Below are 16,788 nucleotides of genomic sequence, written 5' to 3'. Positions count from 1 at the left end.
ATTGGTTAGCAAAAATGAGTTTATACTAAAAAACCCGGACGAAATATCCGGGTTGAATTTTATTATTAAGTGTGTTAAACTTATTTCGACTGTGCTTCTATCTGAGCCAGAACTGCATTGTTTTTTGCAATCTGACCTGTTTTTGATTCAACAGAGCGGCTTCCGGTTTCAATGTTGCGCCCCAGTTTAAGGAACTGAACTTCTAAACGTGATACCGTTTTATTTTTTCTGTCTTTTCTTTTTAAACGTGTAACTCCCATGACTTTCTTTTTTATTTTTTTCCTGAGGTCGGAAGCGGATTCGAACCGCTGTAGAAGGTTTTGCAGACCTCTGCCTAGCCACTCGGCCATCCGACCATTATTAAAGGCTGCAAAAATAATAAAATAAACTTCCTGCCCAATACTTTTAATTATTTTCTTTTAATTTCTGAGCAGAATATGGCTGCAGAGATGGCAACATTTAAAGATTCGGCACTGCCAAACCGTGGAATGGTAACTGCATCTGTAATTAATTCTTTTATTTCGGCTGAAATTCCTTTGCCTTCATTTCCAAGTATCAGAATGCCTGGAAGTCGAAATTCGTACTCATAAACAGATTTCCCCTCGAGCAAAGCTCCGTAAACAGGCAACTTGCTATTTTGTATAAAAGCCTTAATACCTGTATAATGAACTTTAATGCGGGATAGAGAACCCATAGTAGCTTGTACAACTTTGGGGTTATAAGCATCTACCGTATCGTTAGAACATACGAGGTGAGAAAAGCCAAACCAGTCCATTGTTCTTATAATAGTGCCTAAATTTCCCGGATCCTGTACTCCGTCTAAAACCAGGGTAAAATTTCTTTGAAAGCTTTCTGATTCAATTGTCTGTTCTGCGGGTATTTTAATAAGGGCTACTGCATCCTGCGGTGTAGTAAGGTTACTGATTTTAAATAATTCTGCATCAGTTATTTCCTGCAGTTTTACTTTTTCAGCATATTTGCTCAATTTTGAAAAAGCCCTTGAATTTGCAAAAATGGTTTCCACAGAATAATCTGAGGAAAGAAATTCCGTTATCGATTTCAAACCTTCAGCAAGAAAAAGGCCGTGTTCTTTTCTGTATTTTTTTTGATTGAGAGCATTAACAAAACTGATTTGAGATTTTGAAAGCATTTTTTACAGGGCATTTTCTAAACAGGGCAATATTACTACTTTTAACGCTTAGTTTCAGTGCTTGTTCGCCTACCCGCTTTTTATCTAAAGACGAGGCGCTCGTAACGAAAGTTAAGCTTAAAGGCTTCAGCAAAGAATTTTCTGAGCAGGCTTATCAATACGTTCAGAAAGATATCCGGCCAAATTCGAAGTTTAATCTGGCGCTTTATAACCTGGTAAATACAAAGAACGGTAAATACAGAACCGACCGCATTAAAAACATAGGTGAAGCTCCTCATATTCTTGACAGTGCTCTTGTTGATATTTCGCGTACCCAATTGGAAAAATTTTTAAAAACCAAGAGCTTTTTCAATGCAAAAGTGAGCAGTGATATCGTAATAAAAAATAAGAAGGCGCATTTAACTTTTTCTGCCGATGAAGGCCCAAGTTTTCATATCAGGAATTACAGGTACACTATAGCAGATTCGGCTATGAGACAGCTTTATACTGCTAACAGATTACCTGAAACAGCTGTAAAAACCGGCCGCAGATACGATGCAGATTCACTGGCAAGAGAAAGAGAACAGGTTTTCCTGCTAATGAAGAGGAACGGATATTTTGATTACCTGCGTCAGTATGTACGGTTTGAAATAGATAGCAATTTATCGAACAGCCAGGCCGATGTACACCTATTTCTTGATAATCCTTCTGACAGTACCAGGCATAAAGTTTACAGCATTAATAATACCTATATAAATATCCGTAAAGGCGACGGGCTGGAAGATGGAAATCCGGATACAGCCACTATTGATTCCCAGTTTTTCTTCAGAGATTTTTCCCACCGGTTTAAACCTTCGGCTTTAAGCAGGTACATTTTTTATAATAAGGGTGATCTTTATAATTTGGATAAGGAAAACCTTACTTACGAGCGTTTATATTCGTTAAACGTGTTTAAGAACCTTAAAATTGAATATGTAAAAGCAAAAGACAGTACGATACTTAGTCCGAAGATAGAGGCTATCCCCTTGAAGAAAATGAGTAACCGCATTGAAGGTGAATACACCTTTAATTCCGGAAGAAATGGATTTAATATCGGTAATACCTTTACTAACCGTAACTTGTTTGGGGGAGCAGAACAACTGGAGATAAAATTAAGGTACGGAAATCTTTATGACACCCATACCAAAGGCGTTTTCAACCAGGAATTTCAGGTGGGAGCCAATCTTATTTTCCCTAAACTATTAATTCCGTTCAATACGCGTAAACTCGAAATGAATGGCCTGGCTCACACCACTTTTTCAAGCAGCTTGCAGGTTTTTGATCAGGTGCACACGTTTTCAAACCGTACTTTTATTAATTCACTTACCTACGATTGGGTAGAAAATCGCTATAAACTGCATACGCTAACACCCATTAATGTTGAATACCGCGACGGCCGGTTTGACCCTTTAGTAGCAGAAGCCCTACGTGATTCGGGATTTGTATATTATGTAAACACAAATAACCGGCGTTACTTCAGCCTGGGAAGCCAGTACACGTTTACTTATAATGCGTTGCGTTTATCTTCTTATGATAACTTCCTCTATTTCAGAGGGCTGATTGATATGGCTGGCAATACGCTGGGCCTTCTCAGTAAAACACTGGGTTTAAGAAAAGATCCTGCTACCGGAACACGTACAATTTTTGGATTGCCCTATATTCAATATGCTAAAACTGAACTTGATTTGCGTTGGTACAGGTACCTGGGCAAAGAGCGGCAACTGATTTTGAGGTTAAATCCCGGCATCGGTTATCCATATGGTAACAATCGTTTTTTACCGTTCGAAAAGAATTTTTATGCAGGCGGATCCAGCGGGATACGTGCCTGGCAGGCAAGAACATTAGGCCCCGGAAATTATAACAGGGAAGTACTTCAAAATGATACGTTACGGAAAAACCTGCGCAATCTGGATCAGCTTGGGGAAATAAAGTTTGAAGGAAACCTCGAATACCGTTTTAAGATTTTAAATGATTTTTTTGGCGCCAAGCTTAAAGGAGCTGCTTTTACAGATTTCGGTAACGTTTGGCGTATCCGACAGGCTGCAGACAATCCGGGAGGCGAGCTGAAATTAAATAAGCTGTTAGACCAGATAGCTATCGGCGCCGGCGCCGGTTTACGTTTTGATGTGGATTATTTTGTTTTCAGGTTTGATGCAGGGATTAAAATAAAAGATCCACAGTTCCAGGGCTCCGACCAATGGGTTATAAAGAAAATCTTCAATCAGGATTTTAAGACGCAGTACGAACAAACACATAATCCCGATACCTACCGGTTTATACAGTATAATTTCGGTATTGGAATGCCTTTTTAAAAAGCCGATTTCAGACCATCAAAAACAGTTTCAAAAAAGGTGGAAATATCCAACCCTTTGGAGTGGTTGAAAAAAAACAGTACAATAAGAATAATTGCCGCAAAAAGCAGGAACTTTCTGAACATACTTGCCAGCAATATTAAAATTACAGGTATTGCCACCAGCAGAACCCAATTGATTTTTATCGGATTCAGATCTTCATTTTTTTTAAGTACGTAGTATAGCTTGCCGTGTGTGCCGCTATCATTGGTGTGTTTTATATAAATAAATGCCGATTTATCTATCTGCTGAGGAGCAACGGCAACTCCGTCATGAAAATTTAATTCCTGCCTGAAACCGTTAATTGAAAAAAGAAAAGTTCCGTTTACATTCTCAACAGGCTTTTCATTTTCATCCGCTGCTATAATTGCCAGCTTTTCATTCTTCAGTAAATTCTCTTTTACTATAAAATTATTAATAGCTACTGTTTGTGCAGAAATGGCGGTCGATAAAAAAATACCAAAAAGAAGTAACAGGTAAAACTTGGTTTTCATTACAATCACTTTAGACTTTGTGCCTAAAATAAGCTTTTCTCCAGTTTTAATACAGGATTTGATAAAAAAGAAAGATCCTGCTAAAATTAACAGGATCTCTCTCTTGTGAAATGTTTAGGCAATAAGTTTTAGAAAGAATAACCCACAGAGAATGATAATACCCTGTTGGTAACTTTACCGTCGCCACCATCGGTAGTAGGACGAAGATCGGTTAAACCAAGGCCATATCCGGCGCCAACATTAAAGCCGCTGCCTAATTGTACGCCACCTAAAAAGTTTACACCTAAATCGGTTCCTTTCAGGTCATCACCAGAATCCTTACCAAAATTTAAATCTCTGTTTCCTTCATAAGTTACATTACCTACAGATCCTTTTCCTTTTCTTTCTCCTGAAACTCCAAATGCAACATATGGACCGGCGCCTAAGTAAATATTAGATCCGCCTAAACCAAGAGGAATTTTTCCTACAAAGTTTACAGGTACTTCTACCCACATTGAATTATCTTCAACTGAGGCAGTAGATCCGTACTCTGTTTTTCCACCTTTTCCCTGAAGGGATATTCCGGGCTGCACATATAAAGGCCCAACAAGGGGAGCATCTAAATAACCTGTTACATGGAAATTAGTAGTGTTTTTTGTCTGGAAATCCTCTCCATCGGTATTTGCCACATTATACTTAGGCAAATTAACACCCACTTTTAAACCGAACTTTAAAGGAGAAGTTGTAGTGGTTGTACTTGTTGTTGTTTGCGAGTATGCCGAACTTCCAATAAGTGAAGCAATGGCAAGTATAAATAGCTTTTTCATAGTCTTAATTTTAATTTACGTTAGTCCTTATGCAATTGCCAAGCCAAAATTTATTAAAAAGCCTTATTTTACTGAGATGCAGGAGCTTTTATCTTCTTTTTACAGAACAACTAACTTTAAATCTTGCCCAGTTTTTTAATCCATTTTTGTATGGAAAACTGAACGAAAGGGGAAAATAAATTATAAAATTAATAGAGAAAATTTTGTAACTATTAGTTTAAAGCAACGTAGAAAGAAAAACTAATTAAAATCAATGGAATTCCAATATCAGGATGAAAACCTGGATAAACGAAGTATAAAAAAAAGGAAACTTGAAATAGTAATTATAGTGGTTTTAGCTTCCGGTGGCATATTAATCAATTTTCTGATCTATCTTTTCGCCGTAAAGCCCTTAACGTTCCCCTGAAGTTTTTTTAATGACTTAATTTACTGCTAATTTCTGGCGATCAAAATAAAATTACGCCATCAAAAGCCACGACTCCTTCGTCAGGCCGCGTTGCCAATACTATTGTTATCGGCAGGCTTATTTTTTACCGGCAAACTTCTCTATTGCTTCCGGTGTAACCGGTGTAAATAAATTTATCAGGTTTCCATCGGGGTCACGGAATAAAAACGATTTATTACCCCAAGGCATGGTTGTGGGCTTTTGAACGATGTAATTTTGAAGATAGTCAGCTAATCTTTCATAGTCTTTCTCAACATCATCTACTTTAAATTCTATTATAGCACTACTATTTTGTGCGGCTTTGGCTACTTCGTCTCCGCCGAAAAATTGTAGCGTATTAGTGCTGCCGATTGCTAACGTTGCTGTTTGGGTTTTTAATTCAGCAAAGTCCGGGGTATATTGTACCACAGCCGTACCTGTTACTTGCTCATAAAATTTCACTAAACCCTCGAAGTTTACAGTAATAATGCGAATTGATAATAAATTCATGTCTTTGTTTTTATGGTTAAGCACCAAAACTAATGCGGCATTATGACAACAGTATGTCAGGAGTCAGAACATATTTCTTTTCCGGCTAAATATTCTGCTAGCGTCAGCTGGGTGGGTTGAATTTTTAGAATTCCATCTGAGCTTGGTCTTTGCTTTTACCGCTAACCGTTCGGGTATTGGCGTAGTGGCGGCATTCTAGCGCTGCACTGATACAAAGTACCGTCGCACAAATTCAGCAATAATGTTGATAAGAAGCCGTTAGCCTCATCAAGCCAATGCCATGTTACCTGCTGCCCTTTTTTAGCCAATTAACTTTCGTCTGTTGTTATGTTTATGTCACGAAGAATTTTGTAGTCAATATAAAATGTCCCGAATGGAATGAAACAAGCAACAATAACTTTCCAGGTTGTTTCTTTAAATTTCCATTGTTGTTCAACGCCTACACGTAAAGCGTTAAACACAAATAACAGAAATAATGCGCCGTGAATTGGTCCGAGATTTTTTGACATTGAAGGATTATCAAAATAATATTTCAAGGGGACTGCTATAAAAACCAAAACAAGTAACGAAATTCCCTCTAAGAAAGCTAATAATCGTAAACGTCCCAGTGTTGTTGTGAAATACTTTTTCATAATTAAAATGTTCTGAAATTAGGTCTGCTTGAGAATGGTGAAAAAGACCAGGGTATAGCAATAAAAATGATAAGTAATGCAATAGAAAACCAAATCAACATTGTTTTAAATTTTTCTTTGTCCGTTGGTTTTCGTTTTGCTAATGCAGATCCGATTGTCAATACAATAATAGAAGTCAGCATTAAAATAATATGTATTAAACCGTAAAATGTTAAGTCCAAATTTTGAAAACCCATTTCGGTATCATTCCAAAAGTATTTTACAATCGGACTTAGTGTGTAAAGTATTATTCCAAACATTAGTTGAATATGTGCAACAGTTGCAGTCCAATGTCGGAGGGCATTGTCGGTTTTTGAAAAATCTTTGTTGCTGACGTAGCCAACATACGCTCTGTAAATGGAATACACCAAAAAGGCTAAAACAAGCCATCGTGTTAACGAGTGTAGAACTAATAAAGTTGGATACATTTTATGCGGTAATTGTTTTTTGTTTTCTGAATACGTTCCAAATTGCCGGTACTTCAAAGAAGAACCACAACGCAAGAATTGCGGCCTACTTTCGGGGACAAAGATATAACAAAAACATACCGATTAGTATGTTTTTAAAGAAAAAATTATACCAAACTGTTTAAGTAGATTTTAAGTTGCTTTAAATAGGGTAGATACGCCTTTTTGCTGTTCTCTAATTTTCCAAAATTTCGTATTCCCCAATAACCCGACATTACGAACATTGTTACTTGTTTTGCGTTTACATCATTGCGAACAAAGCCGTTTTTCTTTCCTTTTTCAATAGTGGCGGTCATAACCTTTGTCCATTGTTTGGTTAGTTCGTTTAATGCGTTGTTGAAGGCAGCGTTCCAGGGTGTCATTTCTTGTGTAAAGTTTGAAGCGGGACAACCATACTCAACTTTTAAAAATTCATTTTTCATTAAAAGATTGTCCATCAGGTTGTAAATGGCATCCAGCGGATTTTGTTCGTTTTGGAGCGGTTCAACGAAGCTACTTGTAAGTGTCGGTTTTAGGATTTCGTTTATGATTGCAAGCCCCATTTCGTCTTTGGTTTTAAAATGGTAGTAAAATGCACCTTTTGTAACTTTTGTTGTGGCGATGATGTCGTCAATGCTTGTTGTCTGATAACCTTTAACGTAAATCAGTTCAAATGCTTTTTGTAGAATTGTCAGCCGTGTTGCCTCTGCTTTTTTCATAAAAGATACTGTGTAGTATTTTTACAAAGGAACGAAAAGTTGTTGGACTGTTAGAGGTTATTCTGGGAATTGTCGTCCTGTCGTTCACAAAGGCCATAAGGCAATGAATTGCTGTCGGCGAAAGTGAACGCAAATAGAAAGAGCCGGTGTTACTGTTGTTGAATTTAGCACTAAACCCGCCATTTTGCCAAACTGAGGAAACAGCATCAGTTCTTGTATAAAAGAACAAAGCCTTGCAAACTCTTTACAAGGCTTTGATTTACGTTCAGATGCTAGCCAGAACTATATTGCCAGCTATCCTTTACTATAAGGAAAATTGCGAGACACTTTTCGCATCATCCTTTCAACCAAATCATCTGTAGATGTTGTAATGTTATCATCCATTGATTTAAAAAATCTCCATAAAAGTTCTCCGTCAGAACCGTTATTCAGGGTTAGGAATAAACTTCCGCTTCCGGTTTTACCGCCCAAGCCACCAAATACTACAGCACTTGCAATGGCAGCACCTTCTGATTTTGACTGTTCCGATTCGAATCTTCCCCCCATTACAGCATCTACTCCTAAAACTTTCGCAATTTCATCTTTAGTGAACTCATCTAACTTATCAAGCATACCTGCTTTTTTCAATAAAATATTTGTTTTATCTACATCTTGAAAAGTAACAGTGTAGTCTTTCGATTTACGAAGTAAAAACGTGTACATACTTGCCTGAATGGATTTCGCCATTGAATGCTCCTGATCCCGATTAGCTTCAGTACTAAAGTTTTTAGGCTGTTTCCTGTAACTAATTTTTACTTCAAATGGCAAAATTGCTACTGTTTGATGCTTCGACACTTCAGATTGAAGCTTTGGACTTTTAAATATTTGCTTTGCGCTTTCTAATTGTGCGTTGGCAAAAAAACTTAAGCTGGTAAGAAAAAGTAATAAAAAAAGTGTTCTTTTCATAATTGCGAGTTAATTTTTAATAAAAGTAAAGAAATAAATCTATAATGTTATTAGTACAGACAATTTCTTATTACTCGCATTAGAAGGAGTTAATATAAGAGAGCATCAGGGGGAACTTTGTTTATAAAAGAAAGTAATGTAAGTGCACCCGAAGGGATTCGAACCCCTATCATCAGAACCGGAATCTGACATTCTATCCATTGAACTACGGGTGCTGTTATTAAAAATCCTGCGGCATTTAATCCTCCAGGTTTCTTAACTGTGCGCAAAGATATACATTCATCCCTTACAGGACAATAGCAGCTAAACATTAAAACGGAAGTGCATAATGTCGCCGTCTTCTACTACGTAATTTTTGCCTTCTACGCTTAATTTGCCTGCTTCTTTACATGCTGCTTCAGATCCCAGGGTAATAAAGTCCCGATATTTTATTACTTCTGCACGAATAAAGCCTTTCTCAAAGTCCGTATGAATTACCCCGGCTGCCTGCGGAGCAGTAAAGCCTTGTGTGATGGTCCACGCCCTTACTTCCTGCACACCGGCTGTAAAATAGGTGGCCAGATTTAGCAGCTTATATGCCGAATGAATTAGTTTATTTACACCAGATTCTGTAAGTCCCAGATCTTCAAGGAAAAGCTGACGCTCTTCATAACTTTCAAGCTCGGCAATTTCAGCCTCTATCCTGGCAGAAATAATCAATACTTCCGCATTTTCATGTTTAACGGCTTCCTTAACCTTTTCAACATACTGGTTTCCGGTGTTTACAGAACCTTCATCCACGTTACACACATACATAACCGGTTTGGCAGTCAGCAGGAAAAGATCGGCAATGTATTCTTTATCCTCTTCGCTTATTGGTGCGGTGCGTACAGAATTGCCTGATTCGAGGTGGCTTTTTACTACCGAGCAGACTTCAAAAGCTTTCTTAGCTTCTTTATCTCCGCCTGTTTTAGCCATCTTTTCAACTTTCTGAATCTTTTTAGTAACTGTTTCCAGGTCTTTCAGCTGTAATTCGGTATCTATAATCTCTTTATCACGTATCGGGTCGACAGAGCCATCCACGTGAACAACGTTTCCGTCATCAAAACAACGCAGCACGTGAATAATGGCATTTGTAGCACGGATGTTTCCTAAAAACTGGTTGCCTAAGCCTTCGCCTTTACTGGCTCCTTTTACTAATCCAGCAATATCAACAATTTCGATGGTGTTCGGAACAATCCGATTGGGCTTTACCAATTCAGCAAGTTTAGTTAATCGCTCGTCCGGTACGGTAATAACGCCTACATTCGGCTCAATGGTACAGAACGGAAAGTTAGCTGCCTGGGCCTTCGCGTTTGATAAACAATTAAAAAGTGTTGATTTTCCTACATTCGGTAATCCTACGATTCCACACTGTAATCCCATGTATTTTATTTATTGAATTTTATTAATCTGTGCTCCGTTATCCGGGTCTTAACCTTTTACCTCTGACCTTTTTTCTGCAAACACATATCCCATTAAACGATAAGCAAGTTTGGCCAGGGTGTATTCAGATAGAATACTGCCTTCTGCAGGAGCGCATTCTACAATGTCAAACCCTACCACATTTCGTTCATTACAAACTTTTTGAAGGAATTCAAGTGTTTCAGTCCAGAATAAACCATTCGGTTCGGCTGTACCTACGGCAGGAATTACAGAAGGGTCAAAGCCATCGGCGTCAATGGTAATGTACACATTGTTGGTCATGGGTGCTATCAGCTCTTCCATCCATAAAGGGTTTTTCCTGATCTGATGAGCATAAAACGTATGAATGTTATTGGAGCTTTTTATCAGTTCGGCCTCTTCAATGCATTGCGCTCGTATTCCTGCCTGGCAAATGGTTAAACCAAGTTCATTGATACGTGCCATTACGGAAGCATGGGAGTAGATATTGTTGTGATAGCTTTGGCGCAGATCGGAATGAGCATCAATTTGCAGAACTGTAAGATCGTCGTATTTGCGGGCAAAGGCCTTTACAATACCATAAGTTACGGTATGTTCTGCTCCCAGCGACACTACAAATTTATTATCTTCCAACAGCTTTTCTGTTTCCAGTTCAATCAGTGTTACGGCGTCAGCATCTACTTTATCCCCAAAATCCACGGGTGGCAGAGTAGCTATTCCGGTTTTCAGATACGTTTCCTGTTCCAGTTCTTCATCATAAAACTCTACATATTGTGAAGCTTTTATAATGGCGCCCGGGCCTCTCGAAGAACCGCTTAGGTATGACGAAGTATATTCATACGGTAACGACTGAATAACAACTTTACTGTCTTGGTAGTTGTAAAACTTTTCTTCAGGCAGGCCAAGAAAATTGTCGGCGGTATCTAAAACGTTCATTTTGTATAATTTTCGCAAAGATATAAATTTATAGGGGAGCGGCCTTTTATGTTTTTAGTATTTCTTTGGCATGCGGCTTGCTTTCGTTTAAGCAAAAGCTTTTTATTATTTAGAAAATATGGATTCAGAAATACTGTATGATGAAAAAACAAACGGCGGCCTTCGAATAAATTACGACAGCCAAAATTATTTATACCAATCTGCCAAATGGTGTAAGCTGCTTGCAGTAATTGGGTTTATTTTTGCGGCGGTGCTGCTTTTTTTCGCGTTCTCATTAAGTAAGGCGTTAACCTTTCTGGAACCGGTTTTTCCATTATTTGAAAAAATTCCTAAAAAGGGAATAAGTACAGGATTTTTTGTACTGTCTTTGATTTACTTCTTTCCATCCTTGTTTCTTTTTCAATTTGCTGTTAATATAAAACACGGGCTTGCCAAAAATAATTCTGTTAAACTTACCAAGGCTTTCCTGAAGATGAAATCCTTTTTTATGTTCTGGGGGATTGTTGCACTCGTAATCCTGATATTTTATGTTTTGATGATAGCTTCGGTTATAGTAGGCGGATTAAATTTTATAGGGAGTTTGAAGTAGGAGATAAGGTTGTTCCAAACAAAAAAGCCCATCCTTAAGAAGGATGGGGCACAAATATCGTGGGTTAAATACAGTTAAATGTCGAAAGAAAAATCATCGTCTGCTTTTGCAGCTTCTGCATGATTTTCTGAAAATTCATAACGTTTTTCTACAACTTCCTGGTTGGCTTTAATATAGTCAACAGTTTCTTTCAAACCTTCAGCAAATTTTTCAAAATCTTCTTTGTATAAGAATATCTTATGTTTTACAAAAATTCCATCTTCAAGACGTTTTTTGCTTTCTGTAACCGTAATGTAATAGTCATTTGATCTTGTAGACTTTACATCAAAAAAATAGGTACGTTTTCCGGCTCTTACTTTTTTTGAAAAAACTTCTTCTCTCTCTTTGTTTTCAAAATCTCCCATTGTCAGTAAAGTTATGTTTGCTTTGCGGTAAATATAAAGGAATAATTTTTAAACTTCAAAATGCTTTTTTAAAGTAAAATTAATTTCATTTCTAATTTTCTTGTTCCTCAAGCAGTTGCCGTTCGTATAGTTCAAAATAATTGCCCTGGAGGTTTAATAATTCCTGGTGTGTTCCTTCTTCTATTATTTCTCCTTTATCCAGTACTATAATTTTATCTGCGTTTTTAATGGTCGAAACACGGTGAGCGATCAACAGGCTGGTTTTACCTTTCATATTTCTGCCCAGGTTGCTTAAAATTTCTTCTTCGGTTTTGGTGTCAACGGCAGAAAGGCAGTCGTCGAAAATAAGTATCTGCGGATTTTTGATAAGTGCCCGGGCAATAGCGGTACGTTGTTTTTGTCCGCCCGATAATGTAATTCCGCGTTCCCCGATAAGTGTCTGAAATCCATTTTCCAGTTCTGTGATATTCCCATAAACGGCAGCATCGCGGGCAGCCTGTTCTACTTTACCAAGGTCGGTATTTGTTTCACCAAAAGCGATGTTGTTGGCTATTGTATCAGAAAAAAGAAATACCTCCTGGGGCGCAATCCCAATCTGGCTTCTGTAATTAAAAAGATCCAGTTCTTTGATCGGCTTATCATCAATCAGAATTGTACCTCCGGTAACATCATACATTCGCATAATAAGATTTGCAATTGTAGATTTTCCCGATCCGGTACGTCCAATCAATGCTAAAAATTCGCCCGGCTCTACAACAAAAGAAACGTTATCAAGCGCCTTTATTCCGGTATCGGGATAAATAAAAGTGACATTTCTGAACTCTATTTTTCCGCTTATCCGGATCTTTTCATTTGAATAAGAAGTTATCTCAGGTTCTGTATGAAGAAATTCATTGACCCGTTTTTGCGATGCCGCGGCACGCTGAATGAGTGAGGTAACCCAACCTAAGGAAGTAACAGGAAAGGTAAGCTGGTTAACATAAACAATAAATTCAGCAATGTTACCTGAAGTAATACTTCCCTCCATTACTTTAATACCGCCTATGTATACAGTAATTATAGTGCTTAAGCCTACCAGCAGCAGCATGGTAGGGTAAAAAAGAGCCTGCACCCTTACCAGGCCCATCGCGTTGGTTTTGTATCGTTCGCTTTCTGTGGCAAATGTTTTTCTTGTGTCTTCTTCGCGGACATAGGCTTTTATAACCCGGATGCCCGAAAATGTTTCCTGTACAAAACCTGAAAGCCTTGACAACTGCTCCTGTATTTGCTCGCTCCGGTGATTGATGATCTGGTGAACGTAGTATATTGTAAATGCAAGAATCGGAAGAGGTAACAGGCAATATATAGCCAGTTCTGCATTCACATTTACCATAGCAATAATTATTAGGATAAAAAGTACAACGGTGTTTATGGTGTACATAATGGCCGGGCCCAGGTACATACGTACCCTGCTTACGTCTTCTGTAGCACGATTCATTAAATCCCCGGTATTATTTCTTCTGTAAAATGCTAAAGAGAGTTGCTGATAATGCTGGTAAATGCTGTTCTTGAGATCATATTCTATATGCCTCGACATCAAAATGATAGTTTGCCGCATGAAAAACAGGAACAATCCCCGCAGTAATGCCAGGACAAGTACGGTGATGCCAAAAAATATTAAGCTGGAACCAAATATCTGGTAAACAAGGCCCTGGTTGTCAAAACCATCAAATAAATGATAAATGCTTATATTCTCCGTAACCAGGTCAAAAGCAATGCGGATAACCTGGGCAGGGAGGACACCGAAAAAGTTTGAAATAATTACAAATAATATCCCCGGAATAAATCTCCAGCGGTATTTATAGAAGAATTTATTGAGATAGGCTAAATCTTTCATACCGGATGGAGCAAAAGTAAGGAAATTTACTCAACCGCTTTAGCAGGCTTAACGGAGAATGCTTAAAAATTACTACTTTTGTTACGGGCAAAAGGTAACAGGTATCTGCATGACTTTTAGTAAAGAAGAAAATTCGGTATTCGGACAATTAGATATTTTAAAGCATCAGAATGTTGTATTCTGTAGTGATGAGGATACCGGATTAAAAGCTATTATTGCTATTCATGACACTACCCTCGGCCCTGCACTTGGCGGAACAAGAATGTGGCCCTATCGTTCAGAGTCGGAAGCACTGAAAGATGTATTACGCCTTTCACGTACCATGACCTATAAAGCATCCATTACCGGACTAAATCTTGGAGGCGGAAAGGGAGTTATTATCGGCGATAGCCGGTTAGACAAAACAGAGGCCTTGATGAGAAGGTACGGACGTTTTATAAAAAACCTTAACGGCTCTTTTATCACTGCAGAAGAAGTAGGCACCAATCCTCGTGATATGGAATTTATCCGCATGGAAACGCAGCACGTTACCGGTTTCCCTGAGTCGATAGGAGGAAGCGGTGACCCTTCACCTATCACAGCTAAAGGAGTTTACATGGGCATCAAAGCCTGTGTGAAAGAATGTTTCGGGAACGATACCCTTGCCGGAAGAACGGTAGCCGTACAGGGAATAGGGCACGTTGGTGAAAGTTTAGTGCGTTTACTCCGTGAAGAAAACGCCAAAGTATATATCAATGATATCAACGAAGAACGGGTGCGTTCTGTAGCAAAAAAATACGGGGCAGAAGCTGTTTCTAATAACAGTATTTTTGATCTTGAATTTGATATTTATGCCCCCTGTGCCCTTGGTGGAACGGTAAATTCTGACACGATTCAAAAAATGAACTGCGCTATTATAGCAGGATCGGCAAACAACCAGCTTGCCGACGAAGAAGTTCACGGGCAGATGTTGCTCGAAAAAGGAATTTTATATGCTCCGGATTATCTTATTAATGCCGGGGGACTGATAAACTGCTATTCGGAACTTGCTGGCTACAGCAAAAAAAGAACCATGCAGCTTGCAGAAAATATTTATGAAGCAACCCGCGTTGTTTTAAGAAAATCGAAAAAAGAAAATATATCAACTATTAAGGCAGCCGATATAATTGCGGAAAAGCGGATAAATGATATTAAGAAAATAAAAGCGTCGTACTAATTTTTAAAGGTTTTATACCAATCGTTCTTATAACATGTTAAATAGAAGGCACCTCCGGGTAAAAGTGTTGCAGGTTTTATATGCTTACCATCTGTCGGAAAATAAAGCAATAAAAAGTTTTGAGAAAAGTTTACTGGAAAGCATAGACCAGGTGAATGAAATGTATATTTGGTTGCTTTCGTCTTTAATAGAAGTGGCAGACTATACCCTGATTGACGCTGAAGAACGTGCAAATAAATATCTTCCTACAGAAAGCGACCTCAATGCCAGTACTAAATTATACCATAATAAATTCATCGCTTCACTTCGTGAGAATACCGAGTACCTGGATGCGGTAAAAAAGTATAAAATATCCTGGAGTTTTGACCCTGAAATTATTCGCACAATTTTTAATGCCTTAAAAGGCAGCGCCGAATATGAAAGCTACCTCGTTCTGGAAGATCATAGCATAAGAGCAGAGAAGGATATCATCAAGCATATTTTTAAGAAAATTATTCTTAAATCACCCGGGATTGAGCAGGTTTTTGAAGAGAAATTTATTAACTGGCAGGTAGATAAGGAGGTTCTTCAGGCTTTGGTTTCTAAAACTTTTAAAAACTTTCAGAGTGAAATACCCGCAGAAAATAAACTTGCACAGATATCTCCCAATTGGATAGAAGACCGGCAATTTGTGATCGAGTTGCTAACAAAGACAGTTGCTTTTGATTCGGAATGGCAGGAGATGATTGCAGAAAAAACCAGGAACTGGGAAGCTGAAAGGATTGCGCTGATGGATACGTTGCTAATGAAAATGGCGATAACCGAACTGACGCAGTTTCCATCTATCCCTGTAAAGGTAACGATAAACGAATACATTGATATCTCCAAGGATTTCAGTACACCTAAAAGTAATTCGTTTATTAATGGTATTTTAGATAAAATTTCGTACGATTTGAAATCTACAGGCAGAATTCGTAAAATCGGCCGGGGTTTGGTAGAATAAATCTTTTAAAATTTTGATGAAAACACTAATAATTACAGCTTCCCTGCTGATTGCGTTAACAGCTTGCAATAATCAGCAAAAAACTTCGGCGGTTACTTCAGAAGTTTCAACCGAGAGCACTAATGCAGCAAATGCTCCTAAGATTGAATTTAAAGAGTCGAGCTATGATTTTGGAAAGATCAGCGAAGGGGATAAGGTTGCACATACTTTTAAGTTTGAAAATACCGGAAAAAGCCCTTTAATAATTTCGGGCGCAACCGCTACCTGCGGTTGTACACAACCTGAATATCCGAAAGAACCGATTAAACCTGGCGAAAGCGGAGAGATAAAGGTGGTATTTAACAGCGCAGGAAAATTTGGAACTCAAAATAAAATTATAACCATTACTTCAAATGCAGTTCCTCAAACCACCGAAGTGAATTTAGTGGGAGAGGTATTGGAGAAAAAATAAATAACAGAAAAATGATAACAAGTATTTTATTACAAACCAGTACATCAGGGATAATGAGTTTCCTTCCAATGATCCTGATCGTAGTTGTATTTTATTTCTTTATGATCCGTCCGCAAATGAAGAAGGCGAAAGATCATAAAAAATACATTGAAGAGCTGAAAAAAGGCGACCGTATTATTACTACAGCCGGAATTCACGGGAAAATTATTGACATCAACGAAACTACTTTTTTAATTGAGGTAGAAAGCGGTACCAAAATCAGGTTTGATAAATCAGCCATTTCTTTAGATGCTTCAAAAGCGTTAAATACAAAAGCTTAATTTACAATTTACGGTGTTCAAAACAGCTTTCCCCTCATAACGTTATGCTTTTTTGAACACCACTTTTTATATAGGTACA

At 38.1% G+C, this 16,788-nt stretch carries 19 protein-coding genes and 2 tRNA genes; 7 read left to right on the top strand and 14 right to left on the bottom strand.

From position 1 onward, the window contains the following. Window positions 1–80: 80 nt before the first annotated feature. The 3 genes from ACLCDL_RS16080 to ACLCDL_RS16070 all read right to left on the bottom strand — a co-directional run bounded on the left by ACLCDL_RS16080 (window position 81) and on the right by ACLCDL_RS16070 (window position 1,150). Window positions 81–260, bottom strand: coding sequence for a spore protein (locus tag ACLCDL_RS16080; RefSeq protein ID WP_423149427.1), 180 nt, complete (start codon window positions 258–260; stop codon window positions 81–83). Between the two features lie 25 nt (window positions 261–285). Continuing rightward, a tRNA-Cys gene (locus tag ACLCDL_RS16075) sits at window positions 286–356 on the bottom strand. 53 nt (window positions 357–409) lie between these two features. After that, entirely contained in the window at window positions 410–1,150 is a 741-nt protein-coding gene (locus ACLCDL_RS16070; RefSeq protein WP_423149426.1) for a TrmH family RNA methyltransferase, read from the bottom strand. On the opposite strand from ACLCDL_RS16070, the gene tamL reads away from it, so the two are divergent. Then, window positions 1,141–3,480, top strand: a complete 2,340-nt coding sequence (tamL, locus tag ACLCDL_RS16065) for a translocation and assembly module lipoprotein TamL (protein ID WP_423149425.1) — start codon at window positions 1,141–1,143, stop codon at window positions 3,478–3,480. The genes ACLCDL_RS16070 and tamL overlap by 10 nt on opposite strands. On the opposite strand, the gene ACLCDL_RS16060 is transcribed toward tamL, so the two are convergent. Further along, window positions 3,477–4,013 (bottom strand): hypothetical protein, encoded by a 537-nt coding sequence (locus ACLCDL_RS16060; protein ID WP_423149424.1) that lies wholly within the window; start codon window positions 4,011–4,013, stop codon window positions 3,477–3,479. The genes tamL and ACLCDL_RS16060 overlap by 4 nt on opposite strands. 128 nt (window positions 4,014–4,141) lie before the next feature. Beyond that, window positions 4,142–4,819 carry an outer membrane beta-barrel protein gene (locus ACLCDL_RS16055; RefSeq protein WP_423149423.1) on the bottom strand — a complete coding sequence of 226 codons (678 nt, stop codon included), beginning with the start codon at window positions 4,817–4,819 and terminating at the stop codon, window positions 4,142–4,144. 253 nt (window positions 4,820–5,072) lie between these two features. Between ACLCDL_RS16055 and ACLCDL_RS16050 the strand changes: the two genes are divergently transcribed. After that, the gene (locus ACLCDL_RS16050) at window positions 5,073–5,225 is read left to right on the top strand and encodes a hypothetical protein (protein ID WP_423149422.1); all 153 of its coding nucleotides are present in this window, start codon (window positions 5,073–5,075) and stop codon (window positions 5,223–5,225) included. A gap of 117 nt (window positions 5,226–5,342) precedes the next feature. On the opposite strand, the gene ACLCDL_RS16045 is transcribed toward ACLCDL_RS16050, so the two are convergent. From ACLCDL_RS16045 to speB, 7 genes are all read right to left on the bottom strand, one after another. Then, a complete protein-coding gene (locus ACLCDL_RS16045; protein WP_423149421.1) occupies window positions 5,343–5,753 on the bottom strand; it encodes a VOC family protein in 411 nt (136 codons plus the stop codon). 308 nt (window positions 5,754–6,061) lie between these two features. Then, window positions 6,062–6,385, bottom strand: coding sequence for a DUF3817 domain-containing protein (locus ACLCDL_RS16040; protein ID WP_423149420.1), 324 nt, complete (start codon window positions 6,383–6,385; stop codon window positions 6,062–6,064). Window positions 6,386–6,998: 613 nt separating this feature from the next. Further along, window positions 6,999–7,589, bottom strand: coding sequence for a TetR/AcrR family transcriptional regulator (locus ACLCDL_RS16035; protein WP_423149419.1), 591 nt, complete (start codon window positions 7,587–7,589; stop codon window positions 6,999–7,001). A 294-nt stretch (window positions 7,590–7,883) separates the two neighbouring features. Further along, on the bottom strand, window positions 7,884–8,534 hold the full coding sequence (locus ACLCDL_RS16030; RefSeq protein ID WP_423149418.1) for a hypothetical protein: 651 nt from the start codon (window positions 8,532–8,534) through the stop codon (window positions 7,884–7,886). Window positions 8,535–8,677: 143 nt separating this feature from the next. After that, window positions 8,678–8,749, bottom strand: a tRNA-Arg gene (locus tag ACLCDL_RS16025). An 88-nt stretch (window positions 8,750–8,837) separates the two neighbouring features. Beyond that, entirely contained in the window at window positions 8,838–9,938 is a 1,101-nt protein-coding gene (gene ychF / locus ACLCDL_RS16020) for a redox-regulated ATPase YchF (protein ID WP_423149417.1), read from the bottom strand. Between the two features lie 48 nt (window positions 9,939–9,986). Continuing rightward, on the bottom strand, window positions 9,987–10,892 hold the full coding sequence (speB, locus tag ACLCDL_RS16015; protein WP_423149416.1) for an agmatinase: 906 nt from the start codon (window positions 10,890–10,892) through the stop codon (window positions 9,987–9,989). Between the two features lie 118 nt (window positions 10,893–11,010). Between speB and ACLCDL_RS16010 the strand changes: the two genes are divergently transcribed. Next, window positions 11,011–11,481, top strand: coding sequence for a hypothetical protein (locus tag ACLCDL_RS16010; protein ID WP_423149415.1), 471 nt, complete (start codon window positions 11,011–11,013; stop codon window positions 11,479–11,481). 74 nt (window positions 11,482–11,555) lie between these two features. Here ACLCDL_RS16010 and ACLCDL_RS16005 read toward each other — a convergent pair whose 3' ends face one another. Both ACLCDL_RS16005 and ACLCDL_RS16000 read right to left on the bottom strand, forming a co-directional pair. Further along, the gene (locus ACLCDL_RS16005; protein WP_423149414.1) at window positions 11,556–11,885 is read right to left on the bottom strand and encodes a DUF3276 family protein; all 330 of its coding nucleotides are present in this window, start codon (window positions 11,883–11,885) and stop codon (window positions 11,556–11,558) included. Window positions 11,886–11,976: 91 nt separating this feature from the next. Beyond that, window positions 11,977–13,761: an ABC transporter ATP-binding protein gene (locus tag ACLCDL_RS16000; protein ID WP_423149413.1), complete on the bottom strand. Its 1,785-nt coding sequence runs from the start codon at window positions 13,759–13,761 to the stop codon at window positions 11,977–11,979. A gap of 109 nt (window positions 13,762–13,870) precedes the next feature. On the opposite strand from ACLCDL_RS16000, the gene ACLCDL_RS15995 reads away from it, so the two are divergent. From ACLCDL_RS15995 to yajC, 4 genes are read left to right on the top strand one after another with little or no spacing between them, the layout of a single operon-like run. Continuing rightward, entirely contained in the window at window positions 13,871–14,956 is a 1,086-nt protein-coding gene (locus tag ACLCDL_RS15995) for a Glu/Leu/Phe/Val dehydrogenase dimerization domain-containing protein (protein WP_423149482.1), read from the top strand. A gap of 34 nt (window positions 14,957–14,990) precedes the next feature. Further along, window positions 14,991–15,938 (top strand): transcription antitermination factor NusB, encoded by a 948-nt coding sequence (gene nusB / locus ACLCDL_RS15990; protein WP_423149412.1) that lies wholly within the window; start codon window positions 14,991–14,993, stop codon window positions 15,936–15,938. A gap of 16 nt (window positions 15,939–15,954) precedes the next feature. Further along, on the top strand, window positions 15,955–16,389 hold the full coding sequence (locus ACLCDL_RS15985) for a DUF1573 domain-containing protein (RefSeq protein WP_423149411.1): 435 nt from the start codon (window positions 15,955–15,957) through the stop codon (window positions 16,387–16,389). A gap of 11 nt (window positions 16,390–16,400) precedes the next feature. After that, window positions 16,401–16,709, top strand: coding sequence for a preprotein translocase subunit YajC (gene yajC / locus ACLCDL_RS15980; RefSeq protein WP_423149410.1), 309 nt, complete (start codon window positions 16,401–16,403; stop codon window positions 16,707–16,709). Window positions 16,710–16,788 lie beyond the last annotated feature (79 nt).

The organism is Rubrilithobacter danxiaensis (assembly GCF_047272945.1).
Classification (GTDB): Bacteria; Bacteroidota; Bacteroidia; order Sphingobacteriales; family Sphingobacteriaceae; genus Rubrolithibacter; species Rubrolithibacter danxiaensis.
This window is presented reverse-complemented; position numbering and strand designations above follow the sequence as displayed.